The following is a 26,503-nucleotide window of genomic DNA, read 5'->3' as shown; positions in this document are numbered from 1 at the left end:
TTAATAATATATAGAATGCTATTAACCTTTTGTTTAGTAGCAACATGCTAGAAAACAACAAAACTTTCTAATTTATATTATTTTTTGATAGAAAAAGACTTATGAGAGGCTCTTCTTACTTAGAATAGATATACTACAATAAAAAAATCTGATCATTACCATAACGTGGGGTTGATTTCCGTTCCGATTGGGCGCTTTGCCGCTGACGCTTCGCTTTCGCACAGAGCAAAGCTTCCTGGGGGCGTCGGGGCAACAGGATGTTGGTCACGAAGGCGTTATCACAGGACGTGATGCTTTTAGCCTTCGTTCCCCTCCCGCTTCGCTCACGTGGCTCGCTCCAGGGTCAGGGGCCAAATTAAAAACATCGATAAAGTAAACTAGGTTAGAGATTACTTAACTACAGGTGGATACGAGCAGACGTAAGACTGGACACATAATGTTAGAGCTACGACATTTGAGGATTTAGTGAAAGGCTGTTTTCGAAAAGATTGTTGCTATTCAACTAACGCTGCAAGTTAGTTCAATAAGAGAAGGCGTATCCTGTTATGAACAGGATGCGCCTTATTAATATACTTTGTGTCAAACGTTAAAGAGTCTGTGTAGAGAAAATACTCTAATCTACTAGAGATTAGTTAGTGGATATGGCCATTAAATCATCATTTTCTAGCCAATGTTTACCGCCTAGAAAATCAACTAAATATAGTGGTTTGTAGTTGTTATTAACAGTAGTATGGATTACTTCGCCCGTTATCTTTAAGGCAGATATCATCACTTGTGATCTGATAGGATATTTAATATCGACGTATTCCTTTAGAACAAGGATGAATTGTTCCATAGAGCAAACACCAGTCTGGAAGATACGGTGATTATCACCGGTCTCAATGTGGTATATAACTCCCCCGTCTTTTAATACATCGATTACGATTGTATGTTGGAATTGACCAACTGAACGAGTGGCAGAAAATCTGCACCCGGTAACAGCTCGGTGGAATGGTTCTTCTTTATCCGGATGATATAAGCTTCTCTCTACTTGCTCCCAACCACTTTCTGTAAGTGCATTCTCAATATAACTAAAGATGGGGACGTATCGACTCGGGTTTTCTAGTATGAATTGTTTTATTTCTTCAAGTTCTTGAGCGAATGAGTTGTCGAAATTAGTTTCATCGAAATCTCCCTCAGAATACGTTTTAGTCAAATCTTTCATTTGATCTCTAAACTGTTGGGGGGTGATAAGCTCTGTAATGGCCCCTTCATATTTAAGTACTTCAGATGTTTGGGTATTGCCTGATGGATCGAACAAGTATGGTTTGCCTAAATAAGATGTTTCTAAATATACCTTTAATAGTTTCATCTGCAAAACTCTGTTGTGTTGTATTATTGGGCGCCAAATTGCAATGATGTCATATCCAAAGACTTCATTCATTGCTAAGGCAAATATATGGCTACGGTTAAGACAATAATCGAATAGTGTTCTTCCTGTATCGCCTACTCTAATTTCATTTAAAGGCAAGTCTACGAAATCGTATTTCAACTGCACTTATCTTCCCTCCTTAAAAACTATAATCTTTTTTTATTGGTCATTTGTTACTTGCTACTATTTATTATGCACTGTGCTCTTATTGCTTAAACTTCAAAGGTACCGATATAGAATATGCCCCCGCTCTCCTATATTCCTGTTCTCCTGTTCCACTTTAAAATTAACTTGTTAGATTTCAATGTATGAAACAAATATCTTTGTCTAGAACGATATTTACCATTACGTTTTACGGCAGTACATCCACAATGAAAACAACCTAGTGAAAAGAAATATAAAAAAACCAGCATCTATTTTGAATAGCTCAAATAGATGCTGGTTTTTTCGTTTTATTGCTGGCGAGATTCTGTCATTTGCTTCCAAACAGAACCTTTTGCCTCTTCACCCTGTTCAATGCGGGCAATCGCCATTTTTACTTGTAGCTTCACTTCAAACTCTTTATCTTCTTCAGCAGCCTTTAATGCACCTAATGACTTTTCAGTACCGACTTCATATAAGTACATAGCTGCACGCCAACGAACAAGTTTGTTTTTATCCTGTAATGCTTGCTGCATCGCGTCTTCAAATTCTACGAGGCCTAGGTCACTCATACAATCTCCTGCAGTTCGACGTACCGCTGCACTTTTGTCCTGTATTGCCTTTTCCAAATATGGAACAACTGCCACATCTTCAATCATGCCTAAATAAACTGTTGCAAGTCGACGGATAGACATTTGCTCATCTTGTAACGCTAAATCTAAAAGTGGTAAATCATCTAGCTCTGGATCTGCCATTTGATCAAGCAGTTGGAAACGTTTTTCCCATTCTGGTTGCTTAAACTGTTCAACAGTGATTTTTAGCTTAGCTGGCTTCTCAATTGTTTTCTCAGAATCATTAATCATTACGGCAATCTCTGCTATACGTTCCTCAGAATATGTCACATCGATTTCTTGTTTTACGGCTTCTGCAATTTCTTCAAGCTCTCCATAACGTACACCATAGTCAATCCACTTACGTTGGAAAATATAATTTTCATCAACTGCTGTCTCACTAATTTTATTGAAAGCTTCCACAAAGCGCTCACCACAGCTTACTCGGTGCTCACGTTGGTTATCAAATACCTTCACTTGAAGTGGTACTTGCTTATAAAACTGTACATGAACGTACACTTCACCATAAAATTCATTGGCAACTTGTTCATTGTTTACTTCCTGTACATCTTCACCTAACACTTGACGGATGCTTGCTAAAATACCTTCCCATGCATACTTTGCGTTACGCTCTACAGCGAAGAAATCTGCTACATGATAAACGCCCTTCACACCTTCAATGGCTAAAATCGCAGCTGCTTCACCAGTTGCTTCATCTTTATTATCCTTTTTAAAATTATAGCTTTTGCCAAAAGGTAACTCTGTATCAACGATAATCTTCATAGAATTAGGGCTTGGTGTCGGTTCAATTGTAATAATCTTCATGTTATCGCTCCTTATCCGTTTACGATTTCATCTAAATACGACCATCTTTCAATTAGATGCTCATATTGTGCATTCAGCTCATCCAGCTTCGCCGTTAATTCCTGAAGCTTTGTAAAATCTGCCCCAGCATTGGCAATACCTTCTTCTGTCGCCATTATCGCTGTTTCTGTCTTTTCTATGTCATCAGCCATAGTTTCCCATTCTTTTTGCTCTTTAAAGGATAATTTTTTCTTGTCCGATTTAGGCTTTTCGGTCTTTGGTTTTTCGACTTTCGGTGCTTCTACTTTTACAGTTGCTTCCTGTTCACGCTTTAGTAAATATTCACTGTAAATATCAAGCATCTCTTCAACATGACCAAGACCATCTAAAATCCACAGCTTCTTCGCGATTCGATCTAAGAAAAAGCGATCGTGGGATATCGTTATAACGACTCCAGGGAAATGCTCAATGAAATCCTCAAGCACACCTAATGTTTCAATATCTAAATCATTTGTAGGCTCATCTAGTAACAGTACGTTTGGTTGCTCCATTAATAATCGTAATAAATGCAGACGTTTACGCTCACCACCCGATAATTTACCGATAGGTGTACCGTGTGCATTAAGTGGGAATAAGAAACGCTCCAGCATTTGAGCAGCCGAATAGCGTACACCCTCTGCATCTGTTATATCATTTGAAGCTTCTCGGATATATTCAATCATGCGCTCATTTTCATTCATCTTTGGTAGAGTTTGTTTGAAATGCGCTAACTTCACTGTCGAACCAACAAGAATTTCACCAACATCAGGTGACAGCTCTCCTGCTAGCATGTTCAATAATGTTGATTTTCCTACACCATTCGCTCCGATAATACCAATACGATCGCCCTGCTGTAGTAAAAATGAAAAGTTTTCAAGAATTTTTTGTTGGCCAAATGCCTTTGAAATATTTTCAGCCTCTAATACCTTCCGACCGAGACGTGTTGTTGCTAGGCCAAGATCAAGAGAAACATCCTCAGATTTACGTTCCAAGTTCTCCTCTAAGTGCTCAAAGCGCTGAATACGTGCCTTTTGCTTCGTAGAACGCGCTTTCGCACCACGACGAATCCATTTTAATTCTGAGCGATAGCGGTTGCGATCTTTTTGTGCAGAGGCTGCATTCATTTCCTCACGAATAGCACGAGCTTCTAAATAATCCCCATAATTCCCTGTATGTCGATATAATGTTTGATCAGCCAGCTCATAAATATGCGTAGACAGCTCATCTAAGAAATAACGATCATGGGTAATAAATATAACTGCTCCCTTTAATCGTAACACCATTTCCTGCAGCCACTCTGTTGCCTGCACATCTAAATGGTTGGTAGGCTCGTCCAATAAATAAAGATCTGCCGGCTCTATTAAAACTTTAGCTAAAGCAACGCGCTTTTGCTGACCGCCTGACAGTGTTAATACTTCTTTATCAAACATTTCAATTCCAAGCTTCGTAAGTGCTGTCTTAGCAAGTGCATTGACATCCCATGCCTGCTCCTCATCCATACGATGTTGCAAGCTAAATAACGTTTTTTGTAAACTTTCTGAAGTCGGATTTAATGCAAGTGCAGCAACCGTTTCCTCATATTCACGATTCAGTTTTAAAATAGGTGAATCCCCTGCAAACACTGCCTGTAACACAGTTTCGCCACTGTTAAAAGTAGGTTCCTGTGGTAAATAAGCAACACGATATTTATTTGGGCGGTCAACTTCTATTGAATCCGCTTCGATTTCATTTGCTAAAATAGAAAGCAATGTGGATTTACCAGTACCATTAATACCAATTAACCCAGCTCGCTCCCCCTCATAAATCGTAAATCCAATATTTTGAAAGAGCGTTTTATCGCCCACTGTTTTCGTTAAATTTTGTACAATTAAATGACTCATTACACTTGTCCATCTCTTTCATTTAGGTGTTGTTTAATGCCATACTACTTTTTAATATATAGTTTATTATTGATATCCATTTTTATCATAACACCAAATGACAGGTAAACAAAGGACAACAAACTCTTCTTACCCATCTAAAAAAATACCTCCTCCATTACCTGCAAAATGAAGAAGGGTTAAAAATCTCAAAAAAAATATCCGGATAGAAATATTTCTATCCGGATACAGAAGCTAATTATTTCACCAATAATTAAGAAGCTTCCACCATAATCCTCCTACTATAACAAAAATCAGGATTGTTACAACGGAAACTACAAAACCAACTGTCCACCATTTTTTTTGATCAATATAGCCTGCACCGAAGAAGACCGGTGCTGGACCAGAACCATAATGAGTAGTGGCGCCAAATAAATTGCTAAATGCCGCTAATAATATAGCCGCCAACATTGCTGGTGCTCCCGCTTGCAGCATAACAGATAAAAACGCTGCATACATCGCACTAATATGAGCAGTCGAACTCGCAAAGAAATAATGAGAATAGAAGTAGACTAATGCTAATATTAACACAGCCCATATCCAACTATACCCAGATACAAGTCCACCCACTTCATTACTAAACCACGGAATCAACCCTAGTTTGTTCATAAAAGATGCCATCATAAATAGCGTTGCAAACCAAATTAGTGTATCCCATGCGCCTTCTTCCTTCTTAATATCTGCCCATGTCAATACATCTAACAATAAAAGCAATGAAAGACCAATAAGAGCTGCTGTAGTGGCACTAATCCCTAAGTAGTCTCCACCAATCCATAACGACAACACAGCAACAAATACTACGATCATTCGTTTTTCAGAACTTTTTAGTGGACCAAATTCATCCAGCTTCTTTTTCGCGATAGCTGCTGCCTCTGGTGTTTCCTTGATTTCAGGCGGATAAATTTTATAAATAACATAAGGAACAACGATTAAAGCTGTTAGACCAGGGACAATCATGGCCATTGCCCAACCAAACCAAGTAATCGTTACTCCAGCTGAATCACTTGCTAGCTTAACAATTAAAGGATTCGCTGCCATGGCTGTCATAAACATGGCCGACGTTATTAAATTCCCTTGAAAGCCTACCTTCAAAAGAAAGGCCCCCATCTTACGCTCTGTCCCGTCTTCTGGTTTAGATCCGAAAGTATGGGATAATGACTGGATGATTGGGAATATGACACCACCAGCACGAGCTGTATTACTAGGAATAGCAGGTGCTAATATTAGGTCACTTGCTAATAAAGAATAAGACAGACTCAACGTTTTTTTCCCAAAAAGACGAACAAATACATAGGCAATTCGTTCTCCTAGTCCCGTTTTAATAAATCCACGAGAAATAAAGAAGGCAATAACAATTAGCCAAATCGTTGAATTGCCAAAACCGCTTAAAGTCTCTTCAATAGTTAATGTATTAGTTATGGCAATCATAGCCATAGCAATAAAGGATATCGCTCCCATTGGCAACGGTTTCGTTATAAATCCTATAATTGTCGCAACAAAAATAGCAAACAGATGCCACGCTTTTTCCTCTACTCCTGAAGGTACTGGACAAAACCAGATAGCCACGCCAACAGCAAGGGAAATGAAGAAAGGAATCCATTTGACTGTGCTTTTTGCTTCTTTCATGATGTTGATGCTCCTTTGACAGTTACCCCAATGTAATTTAACAGGCGATTTCTCCCACGATTGAATTATAGACCAAATTCAAGATCCCCATTGTCGAAAAAGCATAAGTAATTATATACACTTTACGTGACGGACGAAAAGAATTTTGGCTCATTATTCAAAAAAAATTCATCTTTAATTGTAAATATCCGTTTTTTATGTTAATTTCTTCGTTTCAAAAACTTTTGAAGCATCATAGTTATTGAGGTTAGCATGCGCAAGATTACTAAAAAGATACGAATAACGTTTAAATTAGCTTATCGGTTTGAACCAATCCGACACATTTCAGATAGTTAAAAAAGTGAAATCAACCTCACTTTATGTCATGCAAATACAATGTAATAATCTTACAAAGTTCAATTATGCCCCATTCAAGTTCTTGATGATCTGGATAGGAATAACTAATTCTCATATGATTATATTGAGGTTCTCCCGGATAACATGCAGAGCTTGGTAAAAAAGAAATGTTGGATTGCTGTGCTTTGAAAAGTACTTCATCTGCATTTTTATCGCTAGGCAAAGACACCCAAATATTTAAACCTCCTTTAGGTATTACCCAAGTAACTCCTTCAGGAGCATACTTTTCCAACAACTTAATCGTTTGATCTCTTCTTACTTCAAGAGCAATACGTAACTTTTCTAAATGTGTGTTCATTCTATTTGAAGTTAAAAAAGGAATAAGCGCCTTTTGTGTTAAAAGTGGGCTCCCCAAATCAGCACTAGATTTTGCCGATAATAGCCGTTGGTGAACTGTCCCGTTCGATATAATTGCACCAATTCTACAACTAGGTGCTAAAGCTTTACTAAAACCTTTTAAATAGATAACATGTCCATTCATGTCTAAAGATTTAATAGTTGGTGGTGGTGGATTATCCTCAAAATAAATTTCATTCCATGAATCATCCTCAATAATAAGGAAACTATTGTGTTGAGCGAGTTCTAATAACTCGTTTCTTCTAGTTTCGCTTAAAACAGTGCCTGTTGGATTATGGAATGTAGGATTTGTATAAACAAGCTTTGGTTTTTTTGTTAAACACAATGAAGCTAAAATATCGGTCTGCATACCTTCTTCATCCATAGGAACAGGAATAATATGTGCTCCCCGATTTCTAAAAACATCAATTGCCGCTGTATATGTAGGAGCTTCCATAATTACAATGTCTCCTGGACCAATGAATGTTCTCGCAACTAAATCAATTCCTTGCTGAACACCATTTGTAATGATGATCTCTTGGGGGTTTGTTTGAATTTGACAATGTTGTTGTACATAGTTTTTTATTGCCTCTCGAACTGCATAATCTCCTTGGACAGGGCCATAGCGAGCTACAATTTGTGGATCTTCCTGTAAAACCTGAAAAATTTCTTTCGATAAGTATGTTGACGGTAATAGTCCTGGATGAATTGTAGCACTAGATAATTTAATCGAATTTTCAATTCCAACATTCAACATATATTGAGAGCGATGAATATAATCTGGGATAGCTAGTTGCCAATTATAATCGTTCTTACTTTTAGTACTTGTTCTCTGTTTTCTCTCTCTAACAAAAGCGCCCTTCCCATGCTTCAATTGAATATAGCCATTTTTCTCCAACAATGCATAAGCTTTACTAACTGTCACAAGACTTACTTGATTTTCTTTTGAAAAGTTCCGGATTGATGGCAATTGACTACCTTCCTCTACTAAGCCTGCTCGTATCTTTTCCGATAAAATGTTCGAAATCTGATGAATTAGAGATTGATCTGATTGACGATTCAGTTTTATTTTCATAGGTCCTCCTACTGTTATACCCTTTGTTTGACTGTTATATATATCACTATATAGTGTAATAAGCGTGAGGAACAAGAACAAATGATATGACAAGGAGATTGATCAAGTATGAACATAATGAAACATGATCAAGAAATTTTTGACAGTATATTAAATGAAGTCGTACAGCATGCTACTAATTTTTTTAATGGACTCGAAGATAGATCTGTATCTATTCATTCCTATGATTTAACAAAAAATGAACTTCCCGAAATAGGAAGTGGGGCCAATGCAGCCCTTGAGTTTTTCACTCAAAATTATTCGAAAGGCTTAAGCGGTAGTGTTGGTTCAAGATATTTAGGATTTGTTACTGGCGGTGCTACCCCTGCATCCATCATAGGAGATTGGTTAGTTAGTATTTATGATCAAAACCTATCAACTTCGAAAGATTCGATCGCTGGATACATTGAATTAGAAACGATTAACATGTTAAAAGAATTATTTTTGTTAAGTAATGACTATAGTGGTACCTTCGTAAGTGGGGCCACAATGGCTAATTTCGTAGGTCTTGCTCAAGCAAGAGAATGGATTGCACATCACTATGGAAAAAGCACTTCTATTGATGGTTTATACGATATTCCACAGATTAAAATCGTGAGTAGTACACCACATTCAAGTATTTTCAAAGCAACTGCTATGCTTGGTATAGGTAGAAAATCTATTCATCAAATACCTTGTAGAGAAAATCGTGAAGCTATTGATATAACTAAATTACAGGAATTTCTTGAACATCATAAAAATCAACCGTGTATTGTCGTAGCGAATGCTGGGACGGTTAATACTGTAGATTTTGATGATTTAGTTGCTATTGGAAAACTAAAAACTCAATACAACTTCTGGTTACATGTCGATGCTGCATTTGGTGGTTTTGCTGCTTGTTCTCCACTATATAGAGAATTAGTAGAAGGAATGAACTATGCTGACTCAATTACGATTGATGCACATAAATGGCTAAATGTTCCCTACGACTCTGCCATGCAATTTACTCGTCATCAACAGCTACAGGTAGCAGTATTTCAAAATAATGCCGCTTATCTTGGAAGTTCTATTGAAAATCCAGATTTTTGTGATTTGACACCTGAAAACTCTCGACGATTCCGTGCCCTACCTGCATGGTTTACGTTAAAAGCATATGGAAAAAAGGGATACCAACATCTTATTGAGCAAAATGTAAAGCTAGCTAAACAGCTTGGGCAAAAAATAGACGATAGTAAATACTTTAAGCTTCTTTCTCCAGTAAGATTAAATGTCGTGTGTTTTTCTTTAAATAATGAATCCATTACGACTGAAATGAACAATCATTTTCTTTCTGCTTTAAATCGTCAAGGAAATGTCTTTATGACACCAACTATTTATAATGGAGTTCCTGCAATCCGTGCCGCCTTTAGCAATTGGCGTACAGAAGAAAAAGATATAGCTATTATATGGGAAGCATTAATAACAACTGTACAAGACTTCCAATCATAGCTTAGTGAATACGTATGGAGCTTTTTGATCCACAGACATTTCGAAGCATGACGAGAGCTAGTAATCACTTTTACTTTGGATGAAAATTCATTCTCCTTCCGAAGTAAAAGATTCAACATTATTCATACCTAAAAATCCGTTGTCTATTGAAATAGACAACGGATTAATTTTTAATAGCGTAAGTAATTACTCACCTATTTCATTTTGTAATTGCTCTAAAAACTGTACCATAAATTGATGGCGTTCTTCAGCCATTTGTTTGCCCTTCTCTGTAATCATTAAATCCTTTAGCAATAATAGCTTCTCATAGAAATGAGTAACTGAGGATGTATTTTTACTACGATACTCGTCCTCTGTCATATCCATACGTGCATTCTCTTCTTTATCATAAAGCTTTCGACCCTTAGCCCCACCAAAAGCAAACGTACGTGCAATACCGATTGCTCCAATCGCATCTAAACGATCTGCATCTCGTGCTATTTTTGCTTCGATAGAAGTTGCTTCTATTTCATTGCCACCATTAAACGATACTTGTTCGATGCAATCCCGAATATGTTGCTTTTTTTCTTCACTTAAAGGTAGCTCGGCAATCAGCTTATTTTCTTGCTCTTTGCTATCGGTATACTTTTTATCACTTACATCATGCAAGAGCACAGCAATTTTCACAACTTCTGCATCCGCTTCTGACTCTGTTTGTAATATCGCTAACGCATTTTGATAAACACGTTCAATATGTTGAAAATCATGACTAGCATCAAATTGTTCGTATATTCCCCGTACTTTGTCCATTAAATTGTTCATAATCTTAGTTCAGTCCCTTCATATTATTATTATACTGTATTGTTTCGAATAGTTGGCAATTAAGTATCCTCTAGGCTTAACAAAAAAAAATTTGTAAATCCATTTCAATTGACAAACTTTTCAGAATATTATAAGATAAATGTACAGAACATCTAATTTTGTTCTGTAGCTCACAATTTCAGTGGTGTACAAGAACTATGTTTTGACAGATTTAACAACTTCAGCGGGCTTACAATTAAATATTGTGTTGAAAGATGACGTGCGTATAGTGAAAGTCAATCATCTAAGAAAACAAATAAAAGTGAACATTTTTCCCTTAGAAATTCTTTGTTTCAACCCGCATAGTGAATGTACATGACGAAATAAGTGAACAAACAGTTAGCTTGTTGTCACGACCTAGAAGGCTTTGACCATATGTCGCAAGCGTGTGATATTTGTATCATTAATTGACGTTACCTTCTTGTATTCATACCTTTGTGTATGTGTGAACGTAACTCCTCCCATTAATAGCAAATAGCATACTGAATTCTTGCCAACATTTTGCGAAAAGTCAAATTATCAGAGTCGTGCTAACAAAACTAGAGAATTCTTTTTTAGGCAACAATTTTTCCGTATTTCATTTAAGCCGTAAGCGAAGTAATACGTTATGAAGGAAGTAGGAACGATAGTGATGTTAAGTAATACCAACCCGCTGAAGAAAAAGTAAAAGCTGCCCATCTTATTTATTGTAGATGATGGCAGCTTTTATTGTTTATTTTCAATTTTTTATTAACCCATTTATAGAACAGCTTTAACAACCTCATAAATCTCCTGTAACAGAGCCTCATTTTTCATCGTTGTACTTAATTTTAGATTACTTTGATCGACTAAAATAACAGCAACCTGCATTCCTTCTTTAATGCTAGCGCTCGGTACTGGAATCATTTTTTCCGTATCAAAAGTCATGATGAGGTCTGGAAATTGAGATTGGATATTACCTTCTTTAGCTAAAGTCATATACTCGTTCCAGAAAGTTAAGTGAAAATCCCCAACTTTTAATTTTCCAATGTCAAAGCCATTTTCCTTTATTAGCGAATAGTCCGTCACGATTCCAGAAACGATGTGCATACCATTCAACTGACGAATAACATTTTCTAATTTTCCCTCGATTGTTTGTCCATTTAGAAAGCTATAGCCGAGCCCAATCGCAGCGGAAATAGCATGAGGTGCTCCATTTTCTTTTAAATAGCCAATGGTTACAGGGTTTCGAGTAACCCCTACCATCCCACCAGCTAAAATAGAAGCATTGCGAACGGCTTTTGCAGTATTTTGCAAATCACCCTCTATAAAGCCTTGAATTGCAAAATCATTTTTTCCACCTGCATAAAATTGCACGGATTTATAGTCTTTCTGTTCATGTAGATTCAATGAACCCATGATACCAGTTGGATGAGCTCGCCCATTACAAGGTGCATCCACAACTGGTACATTCAATAAAACGGATTGCAACCAGCCATTAATCGTTGTAATGGCACCATTCTCGTTTGTAATAATACCTTTTAAACGGTCATCCATATACGTATTCATACTTCGATAGCTCCAACTAAGCTGTTCGCATGAAATATATTGATCGGCAGCTGAGGGAGCTCCGACCATCGCAACACAAGCGACAAAATCTTCATCCTCTAAGTCTGTTATATCGATTAACTGAGGTGTACCTGTAGCGAAAATTTCCTCAACAAGTTTTAACCCTTCCTCTAGGAGACCACCACCACCGCCTCCTAGAATTGCACCCCCATAGACAGCAGCAATACCATCCTCGTAAGATAGAGTTTTTACCATTATCAATTACTCCTTTCTATTTTCCTATTTTTAAAATAGAAGAGAAGAAACTATATAAAGCATCTCCTGCAATCACACCTGCTGCAAATATAGTCATTTCAGATTCTCTCTTGCCTTTCGTCACATACGTGAAAATAGTTCGAAGTAAAATACCGACTAAAACAGCCCATCCAGCAATAGGATTGATCAGTAATAAACCCGTTGCAAATAGGATACCCATTTGTCTTTTTGCACCGCCGATTAGTTGTATCAATGCACCCGGAATAGCCCAAATCAATAATTGTTTAGCCACCTCACCTGTTACACCAGATTGAATTGTAGCAGCATACACATGATTTACAGGTGCCACTAAACCTTGTGCAAAATAAGATTGATAAGACAGTAAAACAACAATGGCAGAAATAGAGAAGGCTAAAATACCAGCGATCATTTGCTGTTTACGACCTTCTTTTTCTAAAGCGGGATCACTACCATTTCCACGTAAAATAAAACCTGTTTTCAAATCATAGCCCATATCCGCAAAGGCAACACCTGTTGCAGCGCTATATCCGGCTAATAAAGCAAGTGCAGGAGGTGGGAAACCAATTAAAACGCCGACAATAAGCGTTATAAACGCTACTGCAAATGCTGGGAACCAACCTGCATGCATGGCAGCAATACCAACAATTAATTCATGTACAAATGCAGCAATCGCTGCGAAAATGATGAAGCCTATCAACATACCAACAGACATTTGTGACATCAATCCACCCAAAAGTGCGATTAATACCGCAATCAATAAATAAGCAATAAACCCTGCACCAAAGCCTTGTCTAATTTCCATGGAACCTTTAGAATACACGAAATTTTCTGACTCTTTGATAGATTCCTTATTTAATAAAGTAAAGCCTACTTGGAATAGCGCCACAATTCCAGCGCCAATCATCATGCCATGTGGAATATAATATTCGTTTAAATCCACATTAAATAGTTGAACAGAATAGCCTCTAAGTAAAAGACCAATTCCAAACATTGTAAGCGCCCAAATATTCCCGATAAACGCTACCCCAAAGGCTGACATTGGAATTTTAAGTACAGCTCCTACAATACCAACTAAAACACCACCGAGTAGAACCTTTGCATTATTACCACCTTTATCTCCAGCTTTAATTGCTTCAGCTGTTGCAATCCCTGGTGGCCAAGTGCCTGTTGCTGGGAAAATCTTTGTATCAAAAAATTTATATAATAATAAAGCATCCACAAACATCGCTAAAATAACACCGATGAACAATGGTAATACTAAGTTTTCATAGCCTAAAACATATGGAATACCAATTGGCAACATTAAACTACTTGCTGCACTAAAAGTAGCTGATGATATCGCTGTTTGAATAATGTTTTGTCTATGCACTGATTTAAAAGCTATCAATTTTCCAATAGGAATTCTGCCGAGAATCATGGCAAATATTGCACCAACAATCGATGTATTCGCTGAAATCCCTAAAGTAGTAATCAGTTGTATCCCAATAATTGCACCAACTACAGATGTTAAGACTATCATTAGTAGAGTTACGGGCTCTAAGGCCCGCGGATGTAATACTTTATTATTCATAGTGTCAGCTCCCCTATTGTTTGTTATAGTTTAGAGATGTGAGATTGAATTTGATGAGCAATTTTCACTAACTGTTCAAGCATGTATTTCTCCCTTTGATCGTCAAAGTCATATACTAATCCAGAAATCGTTAGAGATGCCATGATTTTTTTCTTATGATTGAATAATGGTACACTTATACCAAAAGCATGTTCGTTGTACTCCCCTACAGTGACACACCAATTATTTTGTCGTATGATTTGTAGCTCTTCTTGAAAATTGTTAAGGAGCTTTTCATGTTCCACTTCAGACTGCTCTTCATTAAAATACGCTAATAATTCAAGCTGTCTTTCTTTGTCCAAATAGGCAAACATAACTTTACATGAAGCCCCGATATAAAGTGGTGTTTTTGTACCTAATGACACTGCATACTTTATATTCTTATTACTTTCAGCAATTTTTGTTGTGACACCATACTCTTTATCCATATAAGTTAGAAATACTGATTCATTGATTTCACTTGCAAGACTCTGCATCAATTCATAGATTGTAAAATGTGGGTCACTAGTATTGGCGAGCGCATCATGAAATATAAACATTTTATAACCTAATTTATATTTTTTTGTAGCGTCATCCTGTAATAAATAGCCTGCTTCTGTAAATGTATTGATTGTTCTTTGCACAACACTTGTGTGCAATTTTGTCATACGTGAAATTTCACGTACACCTAATGCGTTTTCTGTAGTTGCGAAGCATTCAAGTATATCCAATGAGTTTTTTAATGTCTTAACAGTCATTTATATATTTCTCCTTCTATGCGTTTTGGTAACCGTAACGTTTTTCAGCTACCTCTAAAGAAATATATCCATTTAATAAATCTTTTTCAATTGCTTTCGTACTTCTCTCTTTTGGATTGCCATAGCCACCCCCTGTTGCCGTAACAAGCTCTATACGGTCTCCTTTTTGCAGTTCATAATTCGCTAGGACACCAACCGGACCAACCTTTGCACCATCTTTTTTATGAATGATCAGATAGTTATGCGATCCTCCTTCACCATCATTTAAGCCAAATGGTGTAAATTGATGTCTACCTAAATTGACAGAAACCTTTTGACCGTCATTATTAACGGTATAAACTCGGCGTACTCCTAAGCCACCTCTATATTGCCCTGCACCAGCACCATCGCAATTTAAGCTATATTCATCAATTTGAATACCATATTTTGTTTCCGCAATTTCAACAGGAAGATTATATGTTTCACCATCTCCCATACAATATTGTCCACTTTGACCATCCTCATCATTTGACGCTCCCCAACCACCTACTGATGGTTCAACAATTAGGAATGACTCATCATTTTCAGGATTTTTACCTGTTAAGATAAATGTACAAACCGACTGTAAATGACCTGCTGACAATCTTTCTGGTAAATGAGGTGCAAGTGCTTTCCAAATTAAATCCGCTGCACCAATACGTGCCTCAAAGTTCATTGAAACAGGGTGCGGACGTTTGGCAGATACAATAGAATTGTCATCTGTCATAATCGTTAAGCGTTTAAAGACACCTTCATTTATGACATCAATATCGCCAAGTAAAGCCAGAAACATCACTCGCACACTGGCCATCAAGCCAAATTGCGAGCAGTTTACCGGTACATTTACAGCAGGATGTGATCCTCTAAAATCACACATAAATTCTTCATCACTGATGGTTACCTTTACTTTGATTGGATAAGGTCCGCCTTTTAAAGGATCACCCTCAATAAAGTCTTCCGCATAAAATTCGCCCTTTGGTAATTGTTGTAGTTCAAACTCAACAATTTTTTCACCCTTGTCCAATAATTTTTGAATGGACAATTTAACAGATTCGGCACCGAATTTCTGACAAAGCTCCGTGATTCTTTTTTCACCTGTTTTTAAGGCAGCCACCTGAGCAAACATATCTCCGATTGATAGTTCTGGTAAACGAACATTAGTAGAAATGATTTCATAAATTCCTTTATTGAGCTCGCCTTTTTGATAAAGCTTCACACCAGGTAACTGTAGTCCTTCCTGATAGATTTCATTGGAATTACTTGTGAATGAACCCGGATCCATGCCACCAACCTCTGTCCAGTGCGCTTTGTTTGCAGAAAAAGCGATAACCTCGCCTTTATAGAAAATCGGTAAGACTAAACCAACATCCGATAAATGCGATCCTCCACCAACATACGGATCATTAATAATAATGACATCGCCTTCGTGTAAGTCTTTTCCATGATTAAACTTTTCAATGACACGTTGTACCATCGGACTTAGCATCCCAATAAAACTTGTTACGCCATTACCTTGGCTGATTAGATTGCCTTTTGCATCTGTTAAACCACACGCATAATCTAATACCTCATAGATAACTGGGCTCATAGACGAACGAGCTAACGCTACAAACATCTCATCACCAATAGCTAGTAAAGAATCCTGAATAATTTCTATTGCAAAAACGTCTTTTTTCATGTTTTATCTCCCCTCCATCTCTACAATCAGATTACCGTATTTATCTATTTCAATAGATTGTTTTTCATTGATCACAACTGTAGATGTAGGACTTTCCACAATAGCAGGACCAGCAATTACATAGCCAGGTACTAATTTTTGTTGATCATAAACATTTACCTCTACCCAGCCTGTTTTCTTGACGTATAACTTCCGTGTTGCTTTTATACATGTCGAAGCGTCAATATGTGAGAAATCTAATTCCTTAAACTGCATCGCTTCACCTTTCCCATAAATAGTAAGATGTGTATTCACTAACTCAATAGGCGTCTCTGGTAAATCAAAAGAGAACTCCTGTTTATGTTTAATATGGAAAGCCTCTGCTAATTGAGCAAGCTCTTCTTTATGAATAGCAATATTCGATGCATTCAATTTGACAGCGTGTTCCTGGCCTTTATAACGAAGATCATAATTAATTTCAAAATAATAATGATCTTTTGACAAAGGTGCATCTGCATAGGCATTTTCAATAGCTTCATCAATATTTTTTTGAATATCAGCTAGATGATGATGATTAAAGTCCATTAAACTTGTTTGAATATAATCTTGTCGGTATTCCGTCATCATCATTCCTAATGCTGAAAAGACAGATGAACCATATGGAATAATGATTTTTTTCATACCCAGCTCTTCCGCTAAATTAATCGCATGTAGAGGACCACCACCACCAAAGGCAACCATTGTAAAATCTTCAGGGTCATAGCCTTTACGAATAGAAATTAGTTTCAGGGCATTTAACATATTAGAGTTGGCAATATCTAAAATCCCTTGTGCTGCCTCCTCTGCTGTCACATTAAACGGATTAGCAATGGCTTCAGTAAGTGCTTCCTCCACTTTGTCAATAGACACTGGATTATCGAAGTTTTCTAATGATAATCTTCCTAAATAAACATTTGCATCCGTAATCGTTGGCTGTGTATTGCCTAAGCCATAGGCAACTGGCCCTGGATTCGCACCAGCAGAATCTGGACCAACTTTTAATGAGCCGAATTGATCCAGACGAGCGATGGAACCACCGCCATTGCCAATTTCCACGATATCAACAACTGGAGTTTTAATCGGATAGCCTGCAAACTTTTCATTTCTTTCAATATAGTAATCTGTTGTGACATTTACTTTTCCATTTGTAATTAGCGAACATTTTGCAGTCGTTCCGCCAACATCAAAAGCGATAATATTGGATTCATTTAAAAGTTCACCTAATTTTGCTGCCCCAAACATACCAGCTACTGGACCAGATTCCACAAGGTTGATTGGCAATTCCATTGCTTTATCAAAGCTTGTTGTACCACCATTGGATTGCATAATTTTCAAATGATCTGTAATACCGATTGTTTCTAATTTTTCTTTTAAGCTTTTTAAATACGCGTGTGCAATTGGCTTAACGTATGAATTTAAAACTGTTGTATTCGTTCTTTCATATTCGCGATATTCCTTAATCGTTTCACTTGAAAGTGTGATATACACCTCTGGCCAAATTTTTAATATTTCTTCTTTAAGCTGTAATTCATGTATTGAATTTTTATAACCATGAATCAGTGAAATAGCAACGGTATCTACACCCAATTCTTTAAATTTACGGACGATATTGCCTACTCCTTCAGTATTAAGCGCTTTCATAACATTACCTTTAAAATCGATTCGCTCATCGATTTCTTGTCGTAAATAACGCTCTACAAAAGGTTCTGGCTTTTTATATTTAAAATTGTATAAGTCCGGACGATTCCCTCGAGCAATTTCTAACACGTCGCGGAAACCTTTCGTCGTAATTAATCCAACTTTGCCCCCTTTTCTTTCCGTTAATGTATTAATAATGACTGTTGAACCATGAATAAAAGATTCAATAAGAGAATCTTCCGTTACGTGTCGTCCTAATACATTTAATATACCGTCCTCAAAATGACCTGGAGTCGTATGCCCCTTGTCAAAATGAAGATTTCCCTTCTCATCCGTGTAAACTAGGTCGGTAAAAGTACCGCCAATATCTGTTGCAATTTTCAAGACTTCATCCCTCCGTGTTCCTATTATTGGAACAGTGTTCCAATTAATAAATTAAGTAAATTATATTCAAAGTAAAAAGAAAATTCAATCTATTTTTAAAAATAAAAATTCATTTGACAATTAAGATTGTTGTAAAAATCTGCTTTTTATTTCCAAAATCAGACGGTTACTTGTAAAAAACGCCAAGTTTCCCTTTACATAAAAGGAACTCAGTTACTTTATACAGAACACAAAAAAGACCCTGGTCATACACCAGAGTCCCAAACAAACTAAAGAGCCTACATAATGAAATTAATCCTCTCATATCCTCTATATGAGAGGATGATTATGTTGAATAATCTATTAGAAAATACAAGCCTTTTAGAAAACGTATATAAACTATCTATTGCCGTTCTACTTCTATGTTCTGCTTTTTCCGTTAGACTTCTTAAAAAGGTAAAACGAAAAAGAAAGCTTTCTGCCTTTGAATTGACAATGGATATAATCATTCGAGTAGCCATTTTTTTATGGTTAACCAGCTTTTTACTGATTCGATATGGCTATCTACTTTAAATTTTCTAAAATAAAAAGCTGCCCCCTTTAAGTAAAAGGAGCAGCATTAACGTTAATTTTTTTGTATCAATTAGAACAACCCTACCGCATGTCCTTCATTATCTACATCCATGCGTAAAGCAGCTGGTGCTTTTGGTAAACCTGGCATTGTCATAATATCGCCTGTAAGACAAACTAAGAATCCTGCACCCAGTTTTGGAATCACTTCACGGATTGTGATGGTAAAGCCCTCTGGACGTCCTAAAAGACTTGGTTGGTCGGATAAAGAATACTGTGTTTTCGCCATACAAATCGGTAGAGAATCCCAGCCGAATTTTTCGATTTGGGCAATTTGCTTTTTCGCTTGTTCGGTAAATTGTACATCTTTCCCGCCATACACTTTTTGAACAATCGTACGAACTTTTTCTTCAACAGACTCTGTTACATCATATAAAGGAGAGAAGTTATTTTCTTCTTCTAATACGGCTACTACTTGCTCAGCTAAGGCTAATCCACCTTTACCGCCTTCTTCCCAAACATTTGTACGAGCAATACGAACATGATTTTCTTGACACCAGTTCATCACTGCTTCTAACTCCGCTTCTGTGTCCGTAATAAATCGATTTAACGCGATAATCGGTTCAACGCCAAATGTACGAACTGTGTCGACGTGTTTCGCTAAATTTTCAATTCCTTGTAAAAGTGCTTCAACATTTTCACCTACAAGCGCTGTTTTTGGTACACCGCCATGCATTTTTAATGCACGGATTGTAGCTACAATGACAACTGCACTTGGTTTAAAGCCTGCCTTACGTGCTTTAATGTTCATGAATTTTTCAGCACCTAAATCTGAACCGAAACCTGCTTCTGTCACAACAATATCAGCTAACTTACGAGCCGTTTGTGTCGCCATAATCGAGTTACAGCCGTGTGCAATATTTGCAAATGGTCCACCATGGATAATTGCAGGTGTTCCTTCAAGTGTTTGCACTAAGTTTGGTTTGAAGGCATCCTTTAATAATAAAGTTAAAGCTCCTTCTACTTGAAGATCACGCACGAATACAGGCTCACGCTCAAATGTATAACCGATTACGATACTTGCTAAACGTTCACGTAAATCTTCAATGCTTGTAGCTAAACAAAAGACTGCCATAACTTCTGATGCAACAGTAATGTCAAAGCCGTCCTCACGTGGCATCCCTTGCACAGGACCACCGAGACCCACAACAACTTTACGAAGTGTACGATCATTTAAATCCATTACACGCTTCCAAATAATACGGCGAGGGTCAATGTTTAAAGCATTTCCTTGGTGGATATGATTATCGATAAAGGCTGATAATGCATTATTCGCCGTCGTAATTGCGTGAAGGTCGCCAGTGAAATGCAAGTTTATATCCTCCATTGGTACAACTTGTGCGTATCCACCACCTGTTGCTCCACCTTTCACACCCATTACAGGACCGAGTGATGGCTCACGTAAAGCAACAGCAACATTTTTATTCAATTGATGAAGTGCATCAGCAAGTCCAACCGTTACAGTTGACTTCCCTTCACCTGCTGGAGTTGGACTAATGGCAGTAACTAATACTACCTTTGCGTCCTCACCATGTGCTGTTATTTTTAGTGGATCAATTTTTGCTTTGTAGCGACCATATTGCTCAAGTGCATCCTCTGGAATACCTGCGTCTTTCGCGATTTCTGTAATAGGCTTCATCACCGCTTGATTAGCAATTTCTAGATCTGATAAAGGTTGATTTGTCGTTGTCATTTGGCATCCTACTTTCTATGTTGTTAATTTCCATTATAGTCTTTATTGTGAAAAAAATCATAGTAAGTTATACTAGCATTTCGACAATCAATTGACAACTTTGCTCAATTCATGTATGTTCTTAATGAAAATGCATTTTTTCACATTTTCGCAGGTTATGTCACGACTTAATTGATTTTATTCTACTTTCAAGCGCATGGGAGGCGAATGCTTATGCAACAGGGAAACGTAAAGTGGTTCAATAATGAAAAAGGTTATGGCTTTATTGAATGTGATGATGGAGAAGATGTATTTGTACATTTTACGGGAATCCAGGAGGAAGGCTTCCGTACACTTGAAGAAGGTCAAAAGGTATCATTTGATGTGGTGGAAGGCAATCGAGGACCACAGGCATCAAATGTTGTAAAATTATAAGTACAAAGGAGCTGTTCGTTTAATGAACGGCTCCTTTTTTCAAATGCTCTTCATTGATCTTTTAAACGCTATAATTTTAGCTATTGATCCAATAAAAAGCCCCTGGAAAAACTAGTGTTTCCTTTGTTCTATCAGTATCCTTAAGTGTAACCCCAAACGGTCCTTCATTTAAATGACCTAGCGCCATAGTAGCCGCAGTAACTTCGTCATAAAAATCTAGGCGCATATTTGGTAAGTGTAAGGAAGTAAACTGTTCTTGTTGTTCAGGCTCTGGTAATTGTAATACTTCCCTCCATTGTTTCACTGTAGCTTGCACATCTTTTACATAAAATTGTACAGATTCCATCGATATGGATTGATTGGTCTTAATGGCTCCATTTGCTTTTAATTGCGCAACACGTTCCTCATCTGTATCAGCCCACTCAATCAAAAAAGGGAAATCAATTTCCTGCCCAGGTTTCCCAAAATGCAATAGCTTCCATTCAACTACGGAGCCGTCAGGTCTTGTTCGACTACAAGCATCAGGTCCAAATACTTCGAAGCCAAGTGCACGTAAACGTTGTCCCTCTTCCTTAATATTTTTTGTACGTAACGCAATTCTTGAAAAACCATAGCGCTCGTTTGTATGTTTAAACGTATAATGTAGTGAATAAGGCAATTTCACTGCATTTTCAAATAAATGACGATCATAAATGGCTATTTGCTCAATATAGTTTAATCCAAAGTAGCTTAACGTATTGTATGTCCCCCACATTGTATGTTGACCACCGTTAACTGTATGGATATTACGTTTATTTAAGAAAATCTTTGTATTCTCGGGTGATTGAACTTGATGAACTAGATGGTCAAAATATAAAGACATGACTAAACCCCCTTTTTTTCTCTATTATATACTTTACCTGTTAGTTTTGTTGGTTTAAAATGAAATTAGGAATATTGCAATTATTGAGAATTTAAATCAACGCGAAATGATTGGAATGCTGATGGTTCGATAGAAAAGATTTTTCATTTCCATAAATCAATGAAGAGGTGATTAGAATGACAGACAAAGTAGGTGCTTTTAAACAAGCATTAGGTAATTATCCAACAGGCGTAACGGTAGTCACTGCTTGTAATGAAGTAAATGAACCTTTTGGCTTAACTGTCAATTCCTTTGCATCCGTTTCCATAGATCCACTCCTTATTTTGTGGTCGCTCGATAAAAAATCACAGCTGCATCCATATTTTACAGTAGCTCAAAAGTTTGCTGTTAATATTTTAGCGCATAATCAAGAGCACTTATGTACCCTATTTTCAAGTAAAATCCCAGATCGCTTCGCCCATGCTAAATGGTCAACTTCTACTTTAGGTCTACCAGTTTTGCATGAGACTGCAGCCATTTTACAATGTAAAACTTTTCAGCAAATCGATGCTGGAGATCATACGATATTTATCGGGCAGGTCCTAGAAATTGACAATGCACAGAAGGAACCCTTACTGTATCATCGCAGACATATTGGTGAAATCCCAAAAAGTTTTTATGAATAGGCTATTGCAAGAATATACGCAAACAACAACAAAACAAAAACTGTGCAGATTTATTTACCTCTACACAGTTTTTGTTTTAATTATTTTGTAAAAAATCCATTAATGCTTGCGCTGTCTTTTGCTTGCCCATAATCTTTTTCGGTTCACCTTTAGCCGGTACAATCCAGTGAGGCTCATCTCCACCATATAAAGATTGTGAGCTATTCGCTACCATAAACTGAGCGCTGGCCGATTCCATTCGTAGACGTGCGCGGGACAGTAAAAACTCCTCATCGTCCGTTGCCTCAAGTTTAAAGCCTACTAAAGTAACTTTCGGCTGCCACTCCTTAATTTTACCTAATACTTTAGGTGCCTTTTTAAAGTGGATGATAGGTGGCTCGTCAGATGGCATTTTACCTGACTCCTCCATTAAATTCCCAGATTGGTCATACACTTTGTCAATGAGCCAATCAGAACCAGCAGCCGCCATAATAACGATATCCACTTGTTCCTCCTGAACAGCATGTCGAACTTTCTCGCCTAAATCTTCAATGCCTTCAAATCGAATGGTACGCATTTTATCTTTATTCGCTGGAAGCTGCGCGAAATAACCATGCATATACATTACGTTTGCCCCAGCCGCTAATGCCGCTTCAGCTAAATAACAGCCCATCGACCCTTTCGATAAATTCGTATGTCCACGCACACGATCCCATTTTTCAAGTGTTCCCCCACTTGTAATGAGTACGGTCTTACCCCGTAATGTCCCCATACACTCACCTTTTTTCTAATCAATTTCGCCTTGGCGTAATTGCGTCCGGATTTTGAATTGTGCCTAGGCCTGCACGATGCAGGTCAGTTAGCCGTTTTCGCAGGATGCGAAGGTTGTAGGCTAACATCCTTATTTTCATTCCTTTGAAAATCCGTGACATCCGCCGGAGGCTTTGGGCCAACACGATGTTGGTCACTCAGTCGTCGCCACAGGACGTGGCGCTCTTAGACTGAGTTCCTCTATTTCAGCGGGTAGTTTGGACACCCACTGAAAAAGTAATCAAAATTGCATTCATCTCACCACCTTTAGAGGTGGGAATCTTCTGTAGCTGACGCTTTGCTTTCGCTACAAAAAACATTTGCTGAATGAAGATAAATATACAAATACTATTTTAACGCAATGCTATGTTATGCTTCAATGCTGTTTTTATAGAGCAGGTTGCTGTCCTCTTATACTTGGATAAATATTAATTCATATTTTGCTCTTTTAACCAGGAACTTAATATTTCCGCAAATTTCTTGGTCACTGGTGATGCCTGGTGTTTCATCGCAATTCCAATTGTGCGATAGCCACCTTGTTTTAACGGTATGGCTTTTATCGTAGGCGGTAAATTATTCGTCACTAATTTCGGTAAAATACTAATTCCAAGCTGATGAGAAATCATCGAAGTGATTCCTACCTCTTCCGATAGTTCAAAACGAATATTTGGCTTCACATGATATTGCTCTAACAGTACTTTTACATCATTCGTCCCTTTATGTGACGTCATAATAAATGGCATGTCTTCTAGTTCCACAATATCAATTTCTGCTTTATCATAAAGTGGACTTTTATCAGAAACGATACACAGCAACGGATCTTGCTGTAGCTCGGTATACTGAAATTGCTTCGACTTTTGACCATTTAAAAATCCTGCATCCACCTCTCCACTCAATAGCCATTGTTCGATTTCATAATAGTCTCCCTCACGTAATTCTACTTGTATACCAGGAAATTGATTGTCCATAATACGAACAATTTCCGGCATCCAGTTGGAAGAAATACTTGAAATTACACCTATTCGCACTTTCCCTCGAGTAACACCGAGTATATGTGCTGCTTCTTGCTCTAATAGTTCCTGTGCATCGAGGACTTGCCTCATTGCCCTTAACATTGTATTTCCTTCACTCGTTAATATGACACCCGCTCGACTTCTGTGAATCAGTGCAAAGCCGAAATCTTTTTCTAAGCTTGAAACAGCATGACTGACAGCAGATTGGGTTAATCCCAATGCTTCTGCTGCTTTTGTAAAGCTAGCTACCTCAGCAACTTTATTCAAAATCTCATATTTCACTAAACTCATTGTCTTGTCCTCGATATACATGAATTTTTTTAATACTGATTATTATAAACATTCGTTTTACTAATCACAATACAAGAGATATAGTAAATTTTAGGTTAAAAACTGTTTTAGTACACAGATTGTAGGTGAGCATAATGAGTATCCAAGGAAAAGCAAATTTGTTAATGGTTATAGTGACTATGTTTTGGGGATTATCTTATACCTTTATGGTAATGGGGCTTGAAACATTGGCTGTTTATAATGTGGTGGCATTGCGTTGTATCATCGCATTTTTCGCAGCAGGTATCATCTTTTATAAACGCATGATTAAGGCCGATGCTAAAACTTTAAAATATGCGGCAATTCAAGGGTTTCTATTATTCATTGTGTTTGTTCTAAGCTTATTCGGACTAGAAACAACTTCGGTATCAAATGCTGGATTTATTTTGAGTTTAACGGTTGTCTTAGTACCTATTTTCAGCAGTTTTATTGAGAAGAAATTACCTTCAAGAGCAGTTAGTTTTGCGATTGTTTGCACAATGATTGGGATTACAGTTTTAACTGCACATGGCTCATTTACCTTGCAAAAGGGGGATTTGTTAGTAGCCATCGCTGCACTCTGTTATTCGATTTATTTACTGTTAAACAGTACATTTACGCGTAACGTTGAATCCATTTCTTATGGCATTTACCAGCTCGGTTTTGCTGGACTTTATGCACTTGTATTAACATTTATTTTTGAAACACCTACACTTCCAAATACAACGACTTCTTGGATTGCTATTATTGGACTCGGTGTCATCTGTAGTGCATTTTGCTTCATAGGTCAAACTGTTGCACAACAGTTTACTTCTGCTACACACACAGGACTAATATTTTCCTTAGAACCAATTTTTGCAGCGATGTTTGCCATGATGTTTATAGGGGAAGGAATAACGATAAAAGTATTAATAGGTGGAAGCTTTATACTAATCGGAAACCTTTTTGCTCAATTAGAGCATCTTCATGTATTACGCTTTATAAAAAAACATGAACACAAAAAAGCGATACATTAAATCAACTTTGAAATTTTTCTACACAAATAAACAGAGTGATGCATATGCACTCATTCTGTTTATCGTGTTGTACTAGAGGAAATGTTCCCTTTTATGTGAATTAAGATGACTCCCAATCACCTTTCACTAGATCATGTCGTCATAGGTTCAATTGTAGGCTCAGCAAATACTACGATGGCACCTTGTTCTACGAGATGAGCATAGTAAGCTGTTTGTCCTTCTGTAAGATCGAAACGCTTTAATCCTTCCTTCACAGCCGATTCACCGGTAAACCAAGACTTAAATTGATCCATCCAATTCCCTACCTCATAGGTTTTAACATTACTATCCCATTCTACGTCCTCAAATTTACTTGGATCCTTTGCAATTACATGAATGTCCTCTATTTGATATGCTTCTAATTGCATAGTTTCTAAAATACGAAGCATTTCTTCCCTTGTATGGGCCACTTCAATTTGTGGGTTTTGTTCATTTATCATGCTCAATTCCTCCTAACTTGTATGGCTTACTAAGTATCTACCCTTCCTATTCAAGAAAAAACATA

Annotated in this window: 21 protein-coding genes and 1 pseudogene; 5 read left to right on the top strand and 17 right to left on the bottom strand. The window is 37.3% G+C overall.

The genetic code is table 11. The features are described from left to right. Positions 1–628 precede the first annotated feature (628 nt). From ACQKN2_RS00250 to ACQKN2_RS00225, 6 genes and pseudogenes are all read right to left on the bottom strand, one after another. Positions 629–1,537 carry a hypothetical protein gene (locus ACQKN2_RS00250; protein ID WP_427413128.1) on the bottom strand — a complete coding sequence of 303 codons (909 nt, stop codon included), beginning with the start codon at positions 1,535–1,537 and terminating at the stop codon, positions 629–631. A 188-nt stretch (positions 1,538–1,725) separates the two neighbouring features. After that, positions 1,726–1,797: pseudogene (locus ACQKN2_RS00245) on the bottom strand (transposase-like zinc-binding domain-containing protein); the annotation flags it as partial. A 66-nt stretch (positions 1,798–1,863) separates the two neighbouring features. Beyond that, a complete protein-coding gene (locus ACQKN2_RS00240) occupies positions 1,864–2,988 on the bottom strand; it encodes a conserved virulence factor C family protein (protein ID WP_427413127.1) in 1,125 nt (374 codons plus the stop codon). Positions 2,989–2,999: 11 nt separating this feature from the next. Then, on the bottom strand, positions 3,000–4,886 hold the full coding sequence (locus ACQKN2_RS00235; RefSeq protein WP_427413126.1) for an ABC-F family ATP-binding cassette domain-containing protein: 1,887 nt from the start codon (positions 4,884–4,886) through the stop codon (positions 3,000–3,002). A 243-nt stretch (positions 4,887–5,129) separates the two neighbouring features. Further along, positions 5,130–6,551, bottom strand: a complete 1,422-nt coding sequence (locus tag ACQKN2_RS00230) for an anion permease (protein WP_427413125.1) — start codon at positions 6,549–6,551, stop codon at positions 5,130–5,132. Between the two features lie 352 nt (positions 6,552–6,903). After that, positions 6,904–8,358 carry a PLP-dependent aminotransferase family protein gene (locus tag ACQKN2_RS00225; RefSeq protein WP_427413124.1) on the bottom strand — a complete coding sequence of 485 codons (1,455 nt, stop codon included), beginning with the start codon at positions 8,356–8,358 and terminating at the stop codon, positions 6,904–6,906. Positions 8,359–8,466: 108 nt separating this feature from the next. On the opposite strand from ACQKN2_RS00225, the gene ACQKN2_RS00220 reads away from it, so the two are divergent. Then, positions 8,467–9,864, top strand: a complete 1,398-nt coding sequence (locus ACQKN2_RS00220) for a pyridoxal phosphate-dependent decarboxylase family protein (RefSeq protein ID WP_427413123.1) — start codon at positions 8,467–8,469, stop codon at positions 9,862–9,864. A 186-nt stretch (positions 9,865–10,050) separates the two neighbouring features. On the opposite strand, the gene ACQKN2_RS00215 is transcribed toward ACQKN2_RS00220, so the two are convergent. The 6 genes from ACQKN2_RS00215 to ACQKN2_RS00190 form a co-directional block, all read right to left on the bottom strand. Then, positions 10,051–10,665, bottom strand: coding sequence for an HD domain-containing protein (locus tag ACQKN2_RS00215; protein WP_427413122.1), 615 nt, complete (start codon positions 10,663–10,665; stop codon positions 10,051–10,053). A gap of 777 nt (positions 10,666–11,442) precedes the next feature. After that, complete coding sequence (locus ACQKN2_RS00210) at positions 11,443–12,486, bottom strand: DUF917 family protein (RefSeq protein ID WP_427413121.1); 1,044 nt, start codon at positions 12,484–12,486, stop codon at positions 11,443–11,445. A 16-nt stretch (positions 12,487–12,502) separates the two neighbouring features. Beyond that, positions 12,503–14,077: an OPT/YSL family transporter gene (locus tag ACQKN2_RS00205; protein ID WP_427413120.1), complete on the bottom strand. Its 1,575-nt coding sequence runs from the start codon at positions 14,075–14,077 to the stop codon at positions 12,503–12,505. Between the two features lie 23 nt (positions 14,078–14,100). After that, positions 14,101–14,853 (bottom strand): IclR family transcriptional regulator, encoded by a 753-nt coding sequence (locus ACQKN2_RS00200; RefSeq protein WP_427413119.1) that lies wholly within the window; start codon positions 14,851–14,853, stop codon positions 14,101–14,103. A 16-nt stretch (positions 14,854–14,869) separates the two neighbouring features. Continuing rightward, positions 14,870–16,549, bottom strand: a complete 1,680-nt coding sequence (locus tag ACQKN2_RS00195; protein ID WP_427413118.1) for a hydantoinase B/oxoprolinase family protein — start codon at positions 16,547–16,549, stop codon at positions 14,870–14,872. A 3-nt stretch (positions 16,550–16,552) separates the two neighbouring features. Next, positions 16,553–18,589 carry a hydantoinase/oxoprolinase family protein gene (locus ACQKN2_RS00190; protein ID WP_427413117.1) on the bottom strand — a complete coding sequence of 679 codons (2,037 nt, stop codon included), beginning with the start codon at positions 18,587–18,589 and terminating at the stop codon, positions 16,553–16,555. Between the two features lie 327 nt (positions 18,590–18,916). On the opposite strand from ACQKN2_RS00190, the gene ACQKN2_RS00185 reads away from it, so the two are divergent. Then, on the top strand, positions 18,917–19,141 hold the full coding sequence (locus ACQKN2_RS00185; RefSeq protein WP_427413116.1) for a hypothetical protein: 225 nt from the start codon (positions 18,917–18,919) through the stop codon (positions 19,139–19,141). Between the two features lie 70 nt (positions 19,142–19,211). On the opposite strand, the gene ACQKN2_RS00180 is transcribed toward ACQKN2_RS00185, so the two are convergent. Then, positions 19,212–20,891, bottom strand: coding sequence for a formate--tetrahydrofolate ligase (locus ACQKN2_RS00180; protein ID WP_427413115.1), 1,680 nt, complete (start codon positions 20,889–20,891; stop codon positions 19,212–19,214). A gap of 213 nt (positions 20,892–21,104) precedes the next feature. Here ACQKN2_RS00180 and ACQKN2_RS00175 point away from each other — a divergent pair, with 213 nt between their 5' ends. Further along, positions 21,105–21,305, top strand: coding sequence for a cold-shock protein (locus ACQKN2_RS00175; protein WP_427413114.1), 201 nt, complete (start codon positions 21,105–21,107; stop codon positions 21,303–21,305). Between the two features lie 76 nt (positions 21,306–21,381). Here the strand turns inward: ACQKN2_RS00175 and ACQKN2_RS00170 are convergent, their stop codons facing one another. After that, a complete protein-coding gene (locus ACQKN2_RS00170; protein ID WP_427413113.1) occupies positions 21,382–22,167 on the bottom strand; it encodes a VOC family protein in 786 nt (261 codons plus the stop codon). Positions 22,168–22,343: 176 nt separating this feature from the next. Here ACQKN2_RS00170 and ACQKN2_RS00165 point away from each other — a divergent pair, with 176 nt between their 5' ends. Next, positions 22,344–22,832 carry a flavin reductase family protein gene (locus ACQKN2_RS00165; protein WP_427413112.1) on the top strand — a complete coding sequence of 163 codons (489 nt, stop codon included), beginning with the start codon at positions 22,344–22,346 and terminating at the stop codon, positions 22,830–22,832. Positions 22,833–22,908: 76 nt separating this feature from the next. On the opposite strand, the gene ACQKN2_RS00160 is transcribed toward ACQKN2_RS00165, so the two are convergent. After that, a complete protein-coding gene (locus ACQKN2_RS00160) occupies positions 22,909–23,583 on the bottom strand; it encodes a phosphopantothenoylcysteine decarboxylase (RefSeq protein ID WP_427413111.1) in 675 nt (224 codons plus the stop codon). A gap of 466 nt (positions 23,584–24,049) precedes the next feature. Then, positions 24,050–24,925: a LysR family transcriptional regulator gene (locus ACQKN2_RS00155; RefSeq protein WP_323646510.1), complete on the bottom strand. Its 876-nt coding sequence runs from the start codon at positions 24,923–24,925 to the stop codon at positions 24,050–24,052. Between the two features lie 134 nt (positions 24,926–25,059). Here ACQKN2_RS00155 and ACQKN2_RS00150 point away from each other — a divergent pair, with 134 nt between their 5' ends. Continuing rightward, positions 25,060–25,959, top strand: a complete 900-nt coding sequence (locus ACQKN2_RS00150) for a DMT family transporter (protein ID WP_427413110.1) — start codon at positions 25,060–25,062, stop codon at positions 25,957–25,959. Positions 25,960–26,090: 131 nt separating this feature from the next. On the opposite strand, the gene ACQKN2_RS00145 is transcribed toward ACQKN2_RS00150, so the two are convergent. Next, a complete protein-coding gene (locus ACQKN2_RS00145; protein WP_427413109.1) occupies positions 26,091–26,438 on the bottom strand; it encodes a general stress protein in 348 nt (115 codons plus the stop codon). Positions 26,439–26,503: the final 65 nt, after the last annotated feature.

Source organism: Lysinibacillus sp. NPDC093688, assembly GCF_050280145.1.
Lineage (GTDB): Bacteria > Bacillota > Bacilli > Bacillales_A > Planococcaceae > Lysinibacillus > Lysinibacillus xylanilyticus_B.
The sequence above is the reverse complement of the archived record's forward strand: the minus strand, read 5'-3'. Positions and strand labels throughout refer to the sequence as shown.

Excerpts from the sequence above, each read along its gene's own strand:
- ACQKN2_RS00145 (WP_427413109.1), bottom strand. The coding sequence starts at position 26,438 with ATGATAAATGAACAAAACCCACAAATTGAAGTGGCCCATACAAGGGAA.
- ACQKN2_RS00185 (WP_427413116.1), top strand. The coding sequence starts at position 18,917 with ATGTTGAATAATCTATTAGAAAATACAAGCCTTTTAGAAAACGTATAT.
- ACQKN2_RS00180 (WP_427413115.1), bottom strand. The coding sequence starts at position 20,891 with ATGACAACGACAAATCAACCTTTATCAGATCTAGAAATTGCTAATCAA.
- ACQKN2_RS00240 (WP_427413127.1), bottom strand. The coding sequence starts at position 2,988 with ATGAAGATTATTACAATTGAACCGACACCAAGCCCTAATTCTATGAAG.
- ACQKN2_RS00175 (WP_427413114.1), top strand. The coding sequence starts at position 21,105 with ATGCAACAGGGAAACGTAAAGTGGTTCAATAATGAAAAAGGTTATGGC.
- ACQKN2_RS00165 (WP_427413112.1), top strand. The coding sequence starts at position 22,344 with ATGACAGACAAAGTAGGTGCTTTTAAACAAGCATTAGGTAATTATCCA.
- ACQKN2_RS00220 (WP_427413123.1), top strand. The coding sequence starts at position 8,467 with ATGAACATAATGAAACATGATCAAGAAATTTTTGACAGTATATTAAAT.
- ACQKN2_RS00215 (WP_427413122.1), bottom strand. The coding sequence starts at position 10,665 with ATGAACAATTTAATGGACAAAGTACGGGGAATATACGAACAATTTGAT.
- ACQKN2_RS00160 (WP_427413111.1), bottom strand. The coding sequence starts at position 23,583 with ATGGGGACATTACGGGGTAAGACCGTACTCATTACAAGTGGGGGAACA.
- ACQKN2_RS00205 (WP_427413120.1), bottom strand. The coding sequence starts at position 14,077 with ATGAATAATAAAGTATTACATCCGCGGGCCTTAGAGCCCGTAACTCTA.
- ACQKN2_RS00225 (WP_427413124.1), bottom strand. The coding sequence starts at position 8,358 with ATGAAAATAAAACTGAATCGTCAATCAGATCAATCTCTAATTCATCAG.
- ACQKN2_RS00210 (WP_427413121.1), bottom strand. The coding sequence starts at position 12,486 with ATGGTAAAAACTCTATCTTACGAGGATGGTATTGCTGCTGTCTATGGG.
- ACQKN2_RS00235 (WP_427413126.1), bottom strand. The coding sequence starts at position 4,886 with ATGAGTCATTTAATTGTACAAAATTTAACGAAAACAGTGGGCGATAAA.
- ACQKN2_RS00155 (WP_323646510.1), bottom strand. The coding sequence starts at position 24,925 with ATGAGTTTAGTGAAATATGAGATTTTGAATAAAGTTGCTGAGGTAGCT.
- ACQKN2_RS00200 (WP_427413119.1), bottom strand. The coding sequence starts at position 14,853 with ATGACTGTTAAGACATTAAAAAACTCATTGGATATACTTGAATGCTTC.
- ACQKN2_RS00170 (WP_427413113.1), bottom strand. The coding sequence starts at position 22,167 with ATGTCTTTATATTTTGACCATCTAGTTCATCAAGTTCAATCACCCGAG.
- ACQKN2_RS00150 (WP_427413110.1), top strand. The coding sequence starts at position 25,060 with ATGAGTATCCAAGGAAAAGCAAATTTGTTAATGGTTATAGTGACTATG.
- ACQKN2_RS00195 (WP_427413118.1), bottom strand. The coding sequence starts at position 16,549 with ATGAAAAAAGACGTTTTTGCAATAGAAATTATTCAGGATTCTTTACTA.
- ACQKN2_RS00230 (WP_427413125.1), bottom strand. The coding sequence starts at position 6,551 with ATGAAAGAAGCAAAAAGCACAGTCAAATGGATTCCTTTCTTCATTTCC.